11 protein-coding genes are annotated in these 14,252 nt (G+C 62.6%); 7 read left to right on the top strand and 4 right to left on the bottom strand.

Features of this window, described 5'->3' with window-relative positions:
- Positions 1-30 precede the first annotated feature (30 nt).
- The 3 genes from DC522_RS19765 to DC522_RS19775 form a co-directional block, all read right to left on the bottom strand.
- Positions 31-2,007 (bottom strand): CHASE2 domain-containing protein, encoded by a 1,977-nt coding sequence (locus DC522_RS19765; protein ID WP_245444337.1) that lies wholly within the window; start codon positions 2,005-2,007, stop codon positions 31-33.
- Positions 2,008-2,009: 2 nt separating this feature from the next.
- Positions 2,010-5,843, bottom strand: a complete 3,834-nt coding sequence (locus DC522_RS19770) for a FecR domain-containing protein (protein ID WP_116530367.1) — start codon at positions 5,841-5,843, stop codon at positions 2,010-2,012.
- Between the two features lie 165 nt (positions 5,844-6,008).
- The gene (locus DC522_RS19775) at positions 6,009-6,401 is read right to left on the bottom strand and encodes a response regulator (protein WP_371680029.1); all 393 of its coding nucleotides are present in this window, start codon (positions 6,399-6,401) and stop codon (positions 6,009-6,011) included.
- Positions 6,402-7,033: 632 nt separating this feature from the next.
- Between DC522_RS19775 and DC522_RS19780 the strand changes: the two genes are divergently transcribed.
- Positions 7,034-7,774, top strand: a complete 741-nt coding sequence (locus DC522_RS19780; RefSeq protein ID WP_116530368.1) for a glutamine amidotransferase — start codon at positions 7,034-7,036, stop codon at positions 7,772-7,774.
- Here the strand turns inward: DC522_RS19780 and DC522_RS19785 are convergent.
- On the bottom strand, positions 7,771-9,204 hold the full coding sequence (locus DC522_RS19785; protein WP_116530369.1) for a short-chain fatty acyl-CoA regulator family protein: 1,434 nt from the start codon (positions 9,202-9,204) through the stop codon (positions 7,771-7,773). The genes DC522_RS19780 and DC522_RS19785 overlap by 4 nt on opposite strands.
- 219 nt (positions 9,205-9,423) lie before the next feature.
- Here DC522_RS19785 and DC522_RS19790 point away from each other — a divergent pair, with 219 nt between their 5' ends.
- The 6 genes from DC522_RS19790 to DC522_RS19815 all read left to right on the top strand — a co-directional run bounded on the left by DC522_RS19790 (position 9,424) and on the right by DC522_RS19815 (position 14,239).
- On the top strand, positions 9,424-9,633 hold the full coding sequence (locus tag DC522_RS19790; protein ID WP_116530370.1) for a hypothetical protein: 210 nt from the start codon (positions 9,424-9,426) through the stop codon (positions 9,631-9,633).
- Positions 9,634-9,815: 182 nt separating this feature from the next.
- On the top strand, positions 9,816-10,730 hold the full coding sequence (locus tag DC522_RS19795) for an ABC transporter substrate-binding protein (protein WP_116530371.1): 915 nt from the start codon (positions 9,816-9,818) through the stop codon (positions 10,728-10,730).
- Between the two features lie 95 nt (positions 10,731-10,825).
- The gene (locus DC522_RS19800; RefSeq protein WP_116530372.1) at positions 10,826-11,992 is read left to right on the top strand and encodes an ABC transporter permease; all 1,167 of its coding nucleotides are present in this window, start codon (positions 10,826-10,828) and stop codon (positions 11,990-11,992) included.
- Entirely contained in the window at positions 11,989-12,927 is a 939-nt protein-coding gene (locus DC522_RS19805) for an ABC transporter ATP-binding protein (RefSeq protein ID WP_116530373.1), read from the top strand. The genes DC522_RS19800 and DC522_RS19805 overlap by 4 nt, the downstream gene beginning before the upstream one ends.
- Positions 12,924-13,676 (top strand): ABC transporter permease, encoded by a 753-nt coding sequence (locus tag DC522_RS19810; RefSeq protein WP_116530374.1) that lies wholly within the window; start codon positions 12,924-12,926, stop codon positions 13,674-13,676. Before DC522_RS19805 ends, DC522_RS19810 begins: the two co-directional genes overlap by 4 nt.
- Entirely contained in the window at positions 13,673-14,239 is a 567-nt protein-coding gene (locus DC522_RS19815) for a biliverdin-producing heme oxygenase (RefSeq protein WP_116530375.1), read from the top strand. Before DC522_RS19810 ends, DC522_RS19815 begins: the two co-directional genes overlap by 4 nt.
- The last annotated feature ends 13 nt before the right edge of the window (positions 14,240-14,252 follow it).

Genomic DNA, 14,252 nt, shown 5'->3' on the forward strand with positions numbered 1-14,252 from the left:
ACTTGCAATTCGCTCGCAAGAGCGATGGGCCTATTCCTGGATCTCGGCGATCTTGTGCATGAGCGTGCGGTAGTAGCCGGCCAGGGAAGGCGCGAGGGATTGGCAGCGCACGACGAGGGTGAGCGCTTCGTTCCGCTGCCCTTTGCGAATGCTCTCGAGAGCCTTGGCATGGGCGGTCGTCAGCTCCGCGATCGTCGGGTCCTGCCGCTGCGAGGCCGGAGCCACGACGGTGAAGATGGCCGACTCCGTTGCGCGCCCCCGCACGGCAATGCGGTCGAGCTCGATCAGGACATAGTTGTCACGCACGGCCTGCGCTGTCGCGGGACCGAGGATCAGCGAGACCCTGTATTCCTTCGACAGGCTTTCCAGGCGCGAGGCGAGGTTCACCGTATCGCCGAGGACCGAGTAATCGTAGCGCCAGCGCGAACCCACATTGCCCACCACGCAATCGCCTGTGTTGATGCCCACGCCGACCGCGAAGGTGGGCGCATTGTCACCTTCTTCCTGGCGCAAGGTGACATTCAGCGCGTTGACCGCCTCCATCATGCGCATGGCCGCACGCACTGCGCGCTGCGGATGATCCGGGCTCGGCAGCGGCGCGTTCCAGAACGCCATGATGCAATCGCCCATGTATTTGTCGATGGTGCCGCCTTCCGCGAGCACGGCTTCCGAAAGGGGGTCGAGCAGGCGGTTGATGAGCGTGGTCAGGCGTTCCGGCTCGTCCTTCAGTTTTTCGGAGAGCGTGGTGAAGCCACGCACGTCGCAGAACAGGACGGAGAGGTTGCGCCGCTCGCCGCCGAGTTTGAGCGCGCTCGGATCGCGCGCGAGCTTTGCGACGAGATCCGGCGAGAGATAGCGCGAGAAGGCTTCGGACACGGCATGGCGCAGCTGCCGCTCGCGGGCATAGTCGAGGCCGAAGCGCGTGCCGAAGACCGCAAGGGCCGCAGCAACTGGCAGCACGGGCGGCATCCATACGCGCTCGATGCGCAGGACAAGCCATGCACCCGCGATGAGGAAGACGACCACGAAGAGCGCGGCGAACCCGGTGCGCCAGGATACACCGTGAACGGACATGGCGGCTGCAAGAAAGGCCGCAGCGATCAGCAGCGCCATCACGGCAATACGCGGAACAGGGATGACGAAGAGGTTGTGGCGCAGGTTGTCGACGATCGTCGCCTGCACTTCCACGCCCGCCGTGAGCTCGCGCGTGGTCAGGGTATAGGCCGTCGGGAAGGTATCGGGTGCGCCCGCATCCGCTGACGTCGCCGCTTTGAGGCTCAAGCCGACCAGCACGATCTTGTCCTTGAAGCGTCCCGGCTGGAGAAACTCCTCCGGATCGAGCGCCTGGTAATAGGATACGGTGGGATACGTGCGGGTCGGGCCGAAATGCTGGATGAGAGCCCCGTCAGGCGGCGGCTGTACCGGCTCTCCTGCGAGACGCAGGATCTCCGCCGCGAAACCGTCCGGCTGCAGCGGCATGCGGCGCAGATACACGTCGCCATCGGGATCGACAGAAGCAACACCCGGAACGGCGCCCGCATCGAGGAAAGGATCAATGGGATTGACGCGCGTGATCTGAATGCCGTGATCGAGCTTCGTCATCACGTCGTCCGATGCCAGCACGACATCGGGTCCGAGCGCTGCGGCGAAGCGCTTGTCGGCCTCTTCCGTCGAGGGTTCGGAAAAGATGATGTCGAAGGCGATGATCTTGGCGCCTGCCGCACGCAGGCGCTCGATGAGTTCGGCGTGCAACGCGCGGGACCAGGGCCAGCGCTGGCCGATCTCCGAGAAGGAGGGCTCGTCGATGGCCACCACTTCCACACCGTAAGGATTGGGTCGCGGCGGATCGATGATCGAGAGGACATCGAAGAGCCTTGCTTCGATGAGCGCAAAAGGCGGGAAGAAGACAAGCGGTATCAGGAGGACCGCGATCAGCCCCGCCATGACGAAGTGCCGCCAGAGCGGCTCTCCGGTCTGCGTCTGCATGGCGGGGTTGGGTGCGTTCACTCTCAGAACCGTGCCTTCAGGCTCGCCGCGACAGTGCGGCCCATCCCCGGAACATTGGGGGCAAACTCGTACGTCTCGTCAAAGAGGTTGAGCGCCGTCACGCCGATGAGGAGATGGCGGTCGGGCGTTTCCCACGTGATCGAAGCGTCCGTTGTCCAGTAATCGTCAAGGGGCTGGCCCGCCAGATTCCCTGTGATGTCGCCGAAGAAGGTCTGCACCAGGGTGAACTTGAGCCTGCTCGGGTGAACGAAGGTGAATCCTGCCTGGGCAAAGCGTTCCGCAACGAAGGGAATTTGACCGCCATAGTAATCACCAGCGGTCAGATTCTCCGTATCGGAGAATCCCACGGTGCCGAACAGGCCGATGCCATGCCCAAGCCAGATATTGGTCGTTGCGGAGATGCGCTCGATCCGTCCTTGTTCGAGATCCAAACTGCTGAGCGTGTTGAGGATCGGCAGGTTGAGACCTTTCACATCCTGCCTCTGATATTCCACGGCCGTGAAGATCCGGGGACTCCATTCTGCATCCCAGCGGGCCGCAAGCGTTTCAGTGCGGCTGCCAAGCGTCGTCGGAAGCAGGTTGGGAATAAGGCCGACTGTCGAAACAGGAGAGAGCGTCAGGCCGAGCGGGAACTCCGTGTCGTAGCGATAGGCTGCACGCAGCCAATGTCCTTCGACAGGTGAAAAGGCTGCTCCCACCCGTGGGTCGAATGTAGAGCTCTCCTGTTCCACGGAGACGGGGCGCGTTGTCGAGACCGAGCGCTCTATGGGGCCAGACAGAAACGGGATGAGAGGATCGGCATTGTAGAAGTCTACAAAGCTTCTGGTTCTGACCTCGCCCCGCGTGTCGAAATTGTAGAAGGCATATTGGCCGCCGGCCTGAAGCTCAAAGCGGTCGGACGGACGCCAGAAAAGATCCGCATAGCCACGTGCGGCGTTGAAGGACGAATCGAGAAGAGATCTTTCTCCGTTCGACAGAATGAAATCGAGAAGCCCGGCGAACGTGCGTGGCGCTCTCTCCTGAAACAGTCCGGAGCTTGCCTCTCTGTTGTCAGCTTCTGTCTCGCCCTTCTGGCCTTCGATGCCGTAGCGCAGGGTGAAATCACCAATGCCCAGGGTATGGCCGAGGGCCGCCACAGTACCTTCGGTCTCGGACCGGCGGCGTGTATCCTCAAGCGTCTGGTAGCTATAGGGGAGCGTCACACCAAGTGGATCCGGGAAACCGAAGAGGACGGGATCTGCGTCGATGATTCCCGCGTCTTTGCGCGACTGCTCCTGGCGCGACTTGCCGCGGCTGTAGAAGAGCGCCGCGGTCAGCACGTTGCGATAGCCGAATGTATGGCTCCAGCCACCTCCCGCTTGGATGTTGATGTCGTCACGACGCTCGAGGAATGGCGCGGGTGGAGGCAGAGTGACCAGACCTGGTCTTCCCTCCGAGGCAGTGCCGAACACCAGAAACCGGTCGGCCGCCGAGGGTGTCATGCCGATGAAGAACGCCCCGCTGTCAGCCTCCTCCTGGAACAGGACATTCTCATCATTGCCGCGGGTGCGGCTGGCACTGAGTGAGAAAGACGTCGGCATCGGATCGTTGACGAAGCCGGCGACGTTCGCGTCCGTTTTCCAGCCGAGGCGACCCTCGCGATCGACGATCTCGCCGCCGACCTGAGCATCGAGGAAGGGGCGGCGAATGATGTCCGTCCGCCCAATGCGGCCGGCAACAGCCAGTGGATCGAAGAACAAGCCTTGAATCGTCAGGTTCAGGGAGGTCAAGTCGAGACCGGAATCGTTGACTTCATCCAAGTCCGGCTCGGCCAGAGTGATTCGTGGGCGCAGCGAAGCTGCTTGATCGAAGTAGCTCGCGCCTTCGAACGGATTGAAAACTCTGTCGCCGTAGAACCGTCCCCATTCATGAAGGCCGATGAAGCGGTAGGCATCGGCCGTATAGGAACCGCCCTGCCTGTTCACCGCGAGCGGGGCGAAATAGCCGCCACGGGCCCGATACCGCCTCAGGGCTTCGCGTGAGCTGAGGATGGCCTCGTCGGCCTGATACTGGTCGATGGCAAAGGCCGTGCGGGCGACCGAGACGACGGGATCGTTCGGGTCGAGCCGGTCGGCATTGTCGAGAGCCTGCTGTGCAAGCTCGTAATCACCGTTCTGGTAATAGGCCGCTGCAGCGATCAGCAATCCCTGCGAATAGGCAGGGTTAGCGGCCAGTCCGGCGAGGGTTGCCTCGATGGCCTTCGCATTCTCGTCCGTTTGCATGAGGTAGCGGCCACGATAGACATAGCCCGCATGGAAACCGGGGTCGAGTTCGAAGGTCCTGTCGATTAGTGCACCTGCTTCGTCGACGCGATACTGGTCGAGAAGATGGATGGCGAGATTGGCATGGGAAACAGGATCGTCCGGATCCTCCGCGATGGCGCGCTTGAAGGCGGCCTCTGCTTCAAGGTTTGCGTCGCGGTCGGACTCGACAAGGCCGAGGCTGTTCCAGACCGATGACTTGCCGGGGGCGATGGCCGCCGCCTTGCGCAACTCCGAAAGGGCGCCCTCGAGGTCACTCTCCAGGGCCGCCTTGACCGCGGCGCTCGCCGCCAGAACATCCGGATCCTCCGGATCGATGGCGCGGGCGCGATCGAGGGAGGCGCGCATCTCGTCCCGGCGGTCGAGCAGGAAGGCGACCTGTGCCGCGAAGATGGCGAGCCGGGCGTCGTCGGGATATTTCCTTTCCGCAGCCTTGATGACCTCGGCCGCAGCCTTGAGGTCCTGTTTGAAGCCCACCACGAAGGCATGAGCCATCGCGGCAAGTGCACTGTCTCTCTGGGCTTTGGGTTCAGACAGGGCGCGTTTCGGGTCGGCCATCGAGGCTGCGATGTAGCGGCCATAGGTCGCCGTGACACGCCTGTCGCCGCTCACGCCCTGCTCTGCGCGGCTGAAATGGGCCTCGGCTTCGCTCCAGCGGCGTCCCAGACCGGCGAGAAGTCCGGCTACGAGATCCGCCCGGGCGCGCTGGCTTGCGCTCAGAGCATGGCGCTGTGCCTCTGCCAGGGCCTTCGCAGCCTGCATGCGGCCGTCAAGCTCCAGTGAGACCTCGGCAAGGCTGAGCCAGTCCTCCGCCCCGCGCGCTTCTGGCGGGATGGCCGTGAGGCGGGCCCGCTCGGCCCGCATGGAGGGGCCTTTCAGGGGCGTGGCGGGAAGCCCGATAAACGCGTCGCGCAAGCCGTAGTAGAACAGCATCTGCTCGCGGTCATTGGGCTTCACGAGCACGAATTTCGTCGGGGCCTGGCCGATGGCGGCCACGGCACCCTCGCCCTGACGCACCGTGACGGAGCCTTGCGCATTCCTCAGCTCCACCACGCCTTCCAGCACGATGAGAGAGGTCTTGCCCGAGCCGTCGACCGAGAGGGACCAATCCGTGCCCCGGATGGCCGCGACCGCTGCAGGTGTTTTCACGTCGACGCCCGTGCCGCCACGGGCTGCGCGGGCCCACACTTGGCCCGATTGCAGGCTCAGCTGCGTGTTGCCCTGGGTGGAGGCGACCTCGTTCACGACAAGCGTGGAATTCCGCCCGACGCGGATCTGGGTCTGGTCGGCGAACAGAATGGCGAGATTGCCGATGGCGTTGGTGCGCAGGGTATCGCCACCGATGACATCCTGCCTGATCTGAGCTTCGCGCCAGGCATCTTCGCGCACGAAGCGCATTTCCTCGCCGCCCTTGGCAGCCACGATCGAGCCCACGGCGGGGATAGGCCGGGGAATGGGTGACTGGGCATGAGCCTCGGCCAGGCACAGCGCGAGAGAGCTCGCTGCCGCAAGGAGCCGGAGTGAAGATGCTGGCATGGGGATAGCTGTGATAACGTTGCTTTATTCTGCGGAATTTAAGCTTAGCAGGAATAAGGCAGGATCAAAGCTGATTCAGAAGGACTCCTCTGTGCTCTACAGCACAGTGGCTATTCCGCAACGGAAGAAGCTGGAAAAGTGAAGCGCAAAACCTGCTCCGAGTTCTCAGGAAGCGCTCTTGTTCCGGGCCAGGATCAGCTTCTGCTTCAAATCATGCTGGGCAAATGGCTTCTGGAGCACCGGGCGGTCGCGGAAGGAGTCGCGGATGCCGGCGCTGCCGTATCCCGTCGAGAACACGAAGGGAACGGAGCGCTCAGCCAGAGCCTCGGCCACCGGATAGATCGGTTCACCCGCCACGTTCACGTCGAGAATGGCAAGATCCACCTGCTCGCGGGCGACGGCATCGAGCGCTGTGGAAAGGCGCGCGGCCGGGCCGATCACCTCGCAGCCGAAATCGAGGAGCATGTCTTCCAGCAGCAGAGAGATCGCCGCTTCGTCCTCCACGACAAGAATGCGCAGGCCGGTGAGATCCCCTTCGCTTGTCACGCTGTCAGTCACGATTTCTCTTTCTTTCACGCAAGGCGCCACAAGGTCGTCATTCGCAGCACCGGACCTCTCCCAGGTGCCTGCAAAGGCCGCTTCGGGAATCAGAAGGTTCTATCATCCTTGCACGAGGGTGCAAAAGGCGAAGGAACCCGTCAGAGCCCCCTATGCTTATAGCCGAGTTGATCTTAGAGCGGCCGGTTCGAATTGCATAGGTCCCCAAGAGCCTGAGTTTACTCGAAAAAGCGATGGTGAAGTCCGGACTTGCGTAAGTTTTGTGCGACTCTTCGCCTTAGGTCTTGATCTGGGCTTTCACCAGCGTTCCGGGCTTGGCTCTGAGGCGGTCCCAGGTCGTCATCGGCTCGAGAGCCGACACCGAAGGAGCTCTGCTCGGCAGTTCCCTCACAATAGACAAACTCCAAGCCCCCAACGCCAAGATTGCTATTGAGGAAAAACCGGCGCGCGATGCGGCGAGGCGTTACCTCGGCGCGTTGGGAGTTGTACCGAAGGCAGGCTCAGGAACATCGCCATAGCCCTTGCGGAAGACAGGCCTCCTCTGAATAATCGCGCCATGTTCAGTCGATTTATCCTCGCGTTCACCCGCCGCCCGCCCCAGGACTCGAAGGCCGATGCAATGGAGCAGGGCCATGGCTAGAGGCGGAGCCAAGGCGCCGATCCTCATCGTCCTTCATCAGGAACATTCGACACCGGGCCGCGTCGGACGGCTGCTCGCGGAGCGCGGCCATCGGCTCGATATCCGCCGTCCCCGCTTTGGGGATCCGTTGCCTGAGACGCTGAGCGAACATGCGGGCGCCGTGATCTTCGGCGGCCCCATGAGCGCCAATGATCCGGACGATTTCATCAAGACCGAGATCGGCTGGATCGGCATTCCCTTGAAGGAGAACAAGCCTTTCCTAGGCCTCTGCCTCGGCGCCCAGATGCTCGCAAGTCACTTGGGCGCCGGCGTGTGGCAGCACCCGGAAGGACGCGCCGAGATCGGCTATTATCCTCTGGTGCCGACGAAAGCCGGAGAACGCCTGAGCGAGGTCTGGGGCGTTCCCTGGCCGAGCCATGTCTATCACTGGCATCGCGAGGGCTTCGATTGCCCCTCGGGTGCGGAGACGCTGGCCACCGGCGACGATTTTCCGACACAGGCCATCCAGGTCGGCGAGAAGGCTTTCGGCCTGCAGTTCCATCCGGAAGTCACGCACGCCATGATCTGCCGCTGGACCGTGGTGGCCGAGGAGCGGTTGTCCACGCCCGGCGCACAGGATCGCGTCCGCCAGCTCGACGGGCGCTTCCAGTACGATCCGCATGTCTCGCGCTGGATCGACCGTTTCCTCGATCACTGGCTCGATGAGCCGCATGCGGCGAATGCCGGATGTTAAGTCGCGTCGAACTCGAACGGCGAAACCCCGCGCCTCATCTCGTCCACGATCAGCGCGTGCATCATTGGCGGCGCCGCGCGCTGTGGGCAGGCAACGCGCTCGCAAAGGCGGCAATTGATGCCGATGGGCGTGGCGTCTGCGGAGGACAGATCGAGGCCGCGCGCATAGACGAGGCGATGGGCGTATTTCAGCTCGCAGCCCAGACCCACCACGAATTGCGGATCGGGCATCCCCCAGGGATTGAAGGCGCGCTTGACCGAACGGGCCATGGAGAACCAGCGTGAGCCGTCGGGCAATTCGATGATCTGGGTCACCACCTGCCCCGGCGTTCTGAAAGTCGAATGCAGGTTCCAGAGCGGACAGGTGCCGCCGAATTGCGAGAACGGGAAGCGTCCGGACGAGAAGCGCTTCGACACGTTGCCCGCCGCATCCACACGCACGAGGAAGAAGGGAATGCCGCGTGCGCCGGGGCGTGCCAGCGTGGTGAGGCGGTGCGCCACCTGCTCGAAACTCGCCCCGAAGCGCGCACCCAGCACTTCCACGTCGTAGCCCAAGGCTTCCGCCGCCGTATGGAACTTGCCATAGGGCATCATGAGCGCGCCGGCGAAGTAATTGCCGAAGGACACGCGCAGCAGCCGCCGCGCCGGGCCATCGGTCGGCTCGAGTTTCGCGGCGAGTGCATCGATTGTCGTGCGCATCTCGGCGAAGGCGAGCTGGTAGGCGGCCTGGAAGGTGCGGCCAGACGGATCGACCAGTTCCGAAATCAGGAGCTGGCGGCGGTGATGATCGTAGCGCCGCAAATTGTCCGACATCACGTCGATGGGCATGACGCGCACGCGAATGCCGTGCTTCGAGCGCAGGCGTTCCGCAATGGCGAAGAAGGGCTCGTGTCCGGTGACGGCAAGATCGGAAGCAAGCGACTCGGCGGCCTCGTCCAATTCCGGAAAATGGTTCTTCGCCTCGTGGATCAGCTCGCGCACCCGGTCCACCGGGTTGATCTGCGGCGCATCCTCGGCGCGATCCCGGTCGTTCAGGTTGGGCGTCACCACCTCGCGCGCCCCGCGCATGGCCTGATAGGCGCGGTAGAGACGGTTGACCGCATCCACGAGGGTAGGGGCGCTCTCGATGGTCTCGCGCAACTCGATGCGGGAGACCGGAGCGCTGCGGAAGAGCGGGTCGGCGAAGATCTCCTCCAGCTCCGAGACCGTACGCTCGTGATCGTCATTGGCGAATTCGCGCGGGTCCAGGGAATAGGCGTGGGCGAGGCGGATCAGCACCTGGGCCGTGATGGGGCGCTGGTTGCGCTCCATGAGGTTCAAATAACTCGGCGAGAGCCCGAGCTCTTCGGCCATGCGAGCCTGGCTCAGGTTGAGGTCCCGCCGCAGGCGCTTGAGGCGCGGGCCGACGAAGAGTTTTCTGCTCTCATCCATTAGTAAATCTTTTTACAAGTTTACTCACCAATCTCTGTCGGCGATTTACAAGGTCACTTTTCTTTCGAAATCAGCCATTGAAACAAAGACATCTTCGAGGATTATACCCTTCAGACATCACGCCGACGCACAGAGTTTGTGTCTCAGGCGGTCCTTTTGTCAACAGATGTAAACTTTACGACGAGGGCTTTCCCCCTCGAGTCACAACGGAGAACGACCATGCAAAAGTCTCGTTTCTGGGTGGTTGGCGGTGAGTACACCTCCTGCGAATGCGAAAGCCTGATCCAGGGGACCGAGCGCGTCGTCGGTCCCTTCGAGAGCCGCACCGAGGCCGAGCGCATCTGGCGCACCCTCTCCGAGGATCACCGTCCGCAGGCGCAGGTGCGCTTCACCATCGCCCAGGAGCCTCCGTCGGCTCTGAGCGCTTAAACGCCGGCAGGTCCGTCCCTCTTCACGTCATCCACTGCCGGCTCTGACCGGTGGTGGATGCTGTCGTTTTGACACGAAGTTTTGAGCCAGAAGGCCGGGACTCACGATGCGCCCTCTGCTTAAATGCCAAGCGTGACCTAGAAATAGCCTAGTGCTCGTCTGATCACGCTGAGGGGACCAATATGAAACCCGTTCTGAATGCCTTTGTTGCTGCTTTGGGCCTAGGCCTTGTGGCCTTGAGCCCTGCCAAAGCCGATGTTGTCGTCTCGTCGAAGATCGACACGGAAGGATCGGTTCTCGGCAACATGATCCTGCTGAGCCTCGAGGCCAACGGCATCAAGACGCAGGATCGCATCCAACTCGGCGCGACGCCGGTGGTGCGCAAGGCGATCACGGCAGGCGAGATCGATATCTATCCGGAATATACCGGCAATGCAGGCTTCTTCTTCAACAAGGCGGACGACCCGCTTTGGAAGGATGCGGCCAAGGGTTTCGAGACTGCCAAGAAGCTGGATTATGAGGCCAACAAGATCGTCTGGCTCGATCCCGCGCCCGCCAACAATACCTGGGCCATCGCATTGCGCAGGAATGTGACGGAAGGCAACAAGCTCAAGACCCTCTCCGATTTCGGCAGATGGGTGTCCGGCGGCGGCCAGGTGAAGCTCGCGGCCTCCGCCGAATTCGTGAATTCGGAAGCGGCTTTGCCGTCCTTCCAGAAGACCTATGGCTTCACGATGAAGCCCGAGCAGCTTATCGTGCTCTCGGGAGGCGATACGGCGGCGACCATCAAGGCGGCGGCCGAGCAGACCAATGGCGCCAATGCCGCCATGGTCTATGGCACCGATGGCGGCATCGCACCGTCCGGCCTCGTGGTGCTGGAGGACGACAAGGGCGTGCAGCCCGTCTATGCGCCGGCGCCCATTATTCGTGAAGTCGTGCTGAAGGAGAACCCGAAGATTGCGGACATCCTCAAGCCCATTTTCGCCTCGCTCGATCTGACGACCCTCCAGAAGCTGAACGCCCGCGTGCAGGTGGGTGGCGAAGCGGCGAAAGCGGTTGCGGCCGACTATCTGAAATCCAAGGGCTTCATCAAGTAAGCGTCTGACGTGTCGCGCAAAGCGAAAACAGGGTGGCCAAGAAAAGACCAAGGTTCAACGTGAGTTCCGTGACATCCCGGACGAGCGCGCTCGGCATGATTCCGCCACGCCCCGCGTTCTCCCTCGACCGGCTCGGGAGCGTGATCGCCATCCTCATTGGCATCGCGCTCTTTTCCGCTCCCTTTGCCACCTATCGCGCCACCCGCATCGCATCCGGTGAAGCACGCCTGCTGATCGAGGCGCTGCCGATCACCATGGGCGCGGTCGTGGTGGCGGTGGCGCTCGGCGTTGCCGTTGGGAGCGTGCTGGTGCGCGATCCGCTCGGACGATTGGGATCGGCCGTGATCGGTCTTGCCATTCTGCTCCCGTCTCTGGGCCTTTCCGCCGGTTTCCTGACGCCGGCCGACAACAGCTTCGCCCGCGTTTCGCCGTCGCTTGGCTTCTGGCTCCTGGCCTTGTCGTTCTCGCTGCTGGCCATCGATGCCTTGGCGCGCATGAGGCTGGGACCTTACGGCCGATTGATCGCTCTGGCTGTCGGAGCAGGCGCTCTGGCGCTTCTGCTCGTTTCAGGGATCTGGAACGATCTCTCGATCCTCAAGGAATATCACACCCGCGCGGACAGCTTCTGGCGCGAGGCGCGCCAGCACCTTCTGCTTGCCTTCGGCTCCATGGCGGCAGCCTGTCTCGTGGGCATTCCGCTCGGCATTGCCGGCCATCGCACGAGAACGCTGCGAGTGGCCGTGCTGCAGGGCCTGAGCATCGTGCAGACGATACCGAGCATCGCCTTGTTCGGCCTTCTCATGGCCCCGCTCGGCGCGATCGCTGCCAGCGTGCCCTTGGCCGCCGCGTTAGGCATCCGAGGCATCGGGGCCACACCGGCTTTCATCGCCCTCTTTCTCTATGCGCTCCTTCCCATCGTCGCCAACACGATTGCCGGCTTGAACCAGGTGCCTGCGGCCGTCGTCGATGCGGCGCGCGGCATGGGCATGTCGGCGCGCCAGCGTCTGATGCAGATCGAGATGCCGCTTGCTCTTCCGGTGATCCTTGCGGGCATCCGCATCGTGCTCGTCCAAAATCTCGGACTTGCCACGGTGGCGGCGCTCATCGGCGGAGGGGGCTTCGGCGCCTTCGTCTTCCAGGGGATCGGTCAGACGGCCATCGATCTCGTGCTCCTGGGTGCGATTCCCACGGTCGGCCTGTCCTTTGCGGCATCCATCATCCTCGATGCGCTGGTCGATATCGCCAAAGGGGCGCTCGCATGATCGAGATCGACCGTCTCACCAAGCGCTATGGCGCGACCACCGTGGTCGACAACGTGTCCTTCCAAGTGGAGGAGGGCACGATCACCGTGGTCGTGGGCACTTCCGGCGCGGGCAAGTCGACCTTGCTGCGCATGATCAACCGTCTGGTGGAGCCGAGCGCGGGACGGGTTCTCATCGATGGGGATGATACGCGCTCGATCCCGGAAGATGAGCTGAGACATCGCATCGGCTATGTCATTCAGGGCTATGGGTTGTTCCCCCATCGGACGGTCGCTGCCAACATCGCTACCGTACCGCGCCTGCTCGGATGGGATCGCAAAAAGATCGCGCAACGCGTCGAGGAATTGCTCGATCTGTTCCAGCTCGATCCGGCGGAGTTCGCCCAAAAATTTCCGAATGAACTATCCGGCGGGCAGCAGCAGCGTGTCGGTGTGGCGCGTGCGCTGGCGGCACGGCCTGCGCTTCTTTTGATGGATGAGCCGTTCGGCGCGCTCGATGCGGTGATCCGCTCCAAGGCTCAGGATGATCTTCTCGCCATTCAACGTCGCTTGGGAACCACCATCGTTCTCGTCACCCATGACATGAACGAGGCGTTCCATCTCGGCGATCGCATCGCCGTCATGGACCAGGCGCGGCTCTTGCAGCATGCGACGCCCGCCGAGTTGCTGATGCGCCCGGCCGATGACTTTGTCGAGCGACTTGTCGGAACAGCGGAACGACCCTTCCGGCTTTTGACCCTCACCAAGGTGCAGGACGCTCTCGAACCGGGCAGCGCCGAGGGCGAGCCGATTGCGGCTTCCGAGAGCCTTCACGATGCGCTGTCGCGTCTCATGTGGCTAGGGCGAAAAGCCCTGCCGGTGGCGGATGCCTCGGGGGCGATCATCGGCAAGGTGAGCGTCGGCGGCATCCTGGAGCATGGGCGACCTCTCCCATGAATCTGGCCTCGCTTCTCCGGTTGACGGCTCTGATCCTGCTCGTGGTCTTCATCGCGATGCCGCAGGCCTTCGCGTTTCTCTTCGAGCCTTTGACGGCTAATCGCGCGCCCGCCATCTACAATCAGGGAAGCCTGCTCTTTCTGACCCTGCAGCATCTGCGGACAGTGGTTCTTGCGACTCTTGCCGGCACGGTTCTTGCCGTCGCGCTTGGCATCTTCGTCACCCGCCCTTCCGGGGCCGAGTTCCTTCCGCTCTCGCGCAGTCTCGTGAATATCGGGCAGACCTTTCCGCCCATTGCGGTCCTCGCCATTGCGGTGCCGCTCGTAGGCTTCGGCGAGAAGCCGACATTCATCGCGTTGTTCCTTTATGGCCTTCTGCCGATTTTCGAGAATACGCTGACGGGCCTGACGCAGGTTTCGCCGCAGACCTTGGAGGCAGCGCGAGGCATGGGGATGAATGCGCGACAGCGCCTCTTTCAGGTCGAGCTGCCTTTGGCCTTTCCGGTGATCCTTGCCGGCATTCGTCTCTCCGTCATCATCAGCTTGGGCACCGCCACTATCGGTTCGACCGTTGCCGCGAAGGGACTCGGCGAGGTGATCATCGCAGGATTGCAATCGAACAACATCGCCTTCGTTCTGCAGGGTGGATTGGTGGTTGCGCTGCTCGCCATTCTGATCCACGACGGGCTAGGCCTTATCGAGCGCTTTGCCGCCAGAAAGCTGGGCCGTTCCTTGGACGAGGTGTCATGACGCTGCTTGAACGGCTGAAAACGGAGACCAGACCCGCTCACGACCGGATCGAGAAGGCGATGGACTTTGAACGCCGTATCGCCACACGCGACGGCTACACGAACCTGCTGATCCGCTTCTACGGTTTTCACAGCGCATGGGAGGAAGCGGCCAGCGCCCTCGCGTCTGACAAGGCTTTCTTCGAGAGCCGGTGCAAGACGAAGCTTCTGGTGAAGGATCTCAAGGCGCTCGGACTGTCCTGCGACGAGATCATCCGGTTGCCGCAATGCGATCCTCTCATGCCTCTGCCGTCGCCTGCAGCCGTGCTCGGCAGCATGTATGTGGTCGAGGGCTCGACGCTCGGCGGCGCGATCATCGCGCGCGAGGTGGAGCGAACGCTCGGGCTCGATGACAAGACGGGTTGTGCCTATTTCAAAAGCTATGGGCGTGAGATCGCCGTCATGTGGAAGCAGTTTGGAGCGAAGCTGTTGGAGGCCTCCTCTCCTGAAGCCGACGGTGTGATCGTCGAGACCGCCCAGAAAACCTTCGACGTCATGCATGACTGGCTCTGCGAGGCCGCATGAACAGCCAAGTACC

Source organism: Microvirga sp. KLBC 81 (assembly GCF_003075415.1).
Classification (GTDB): domain Bacteria; phylum Pseudomonadota; class Alphaproteobacteria; order Rhizobiales; family Beijerinckiaceae; genus Microvirga.

Excerpts from the sequence above, each read along its gene's own strand:
- DC522_RS19805 (WP_116530373.1), top strand. The coding sequence starts at position 11,989 with ATGATCGAGATCGACCGTCTCACCAAGCGCTATGGCGCGACCACCGTG.
- DC522_RS19790 (WP_116530370.1), top strand. The coding sequence starts at position 9,424 with ATGCAAAAGTCTCGTTTCTGGGTGGTTGGCGGTGAGTACACCTCCTGC.
- DC522_RS19795 (WP_116530371.1), top strand. The coding sequence starts at position 9,816 with ATGAAACCCGTTCTGAATGCCTTTGTTGCTGCTTTGGGCCTAGGCCTT.
- DC522_RS19815 (WP_116530375.1), top strand. The coding sequence starts at position 13,673 with ATGACGCTGCTTGAACGGCTGAAAACGGAGACCAGACCCGCTCACGAC.
- DC522_RS19800 (WP_116530372.1), top strand. The coding sequence starts at position 10,826 with ATGATTCCGCCACGCCCCGCGTTCTCCCTCGACCGGCTCGGGAGCGTG.
- DC522_RS19810 (WP_116530374.1), top strand. The coding sequence starts at position 12,924 with ATGAATCTGGCCTCGCTTCTCCGGTTGACGGCTCTGATCCTGCTCGTG.
- DC522_RS19785 (WP_116530369.1), bottom strand. The coding sequence starts at position 9,204 with ATGGATGAGAGCAGAAAACTCTTCGTCGGCCCGCGCCTCAAGCGCCTG.
- DC522_RS19780 (WP_116530368.1), top strand. The coding sequence starts at position 7,034 with ATGGCTAGAGGCGGAGCCAAGGCGCCGATCCTCATCGTCCTTCATCAG.
- DC522_RS19770 (WP_116530367.1), bottom strand. The coding sequence starts at position 5,843 with ATGCCAGCATCTTCACTCCGGCTCCTTGCGGCAGCGAGCTCTCTCGCG.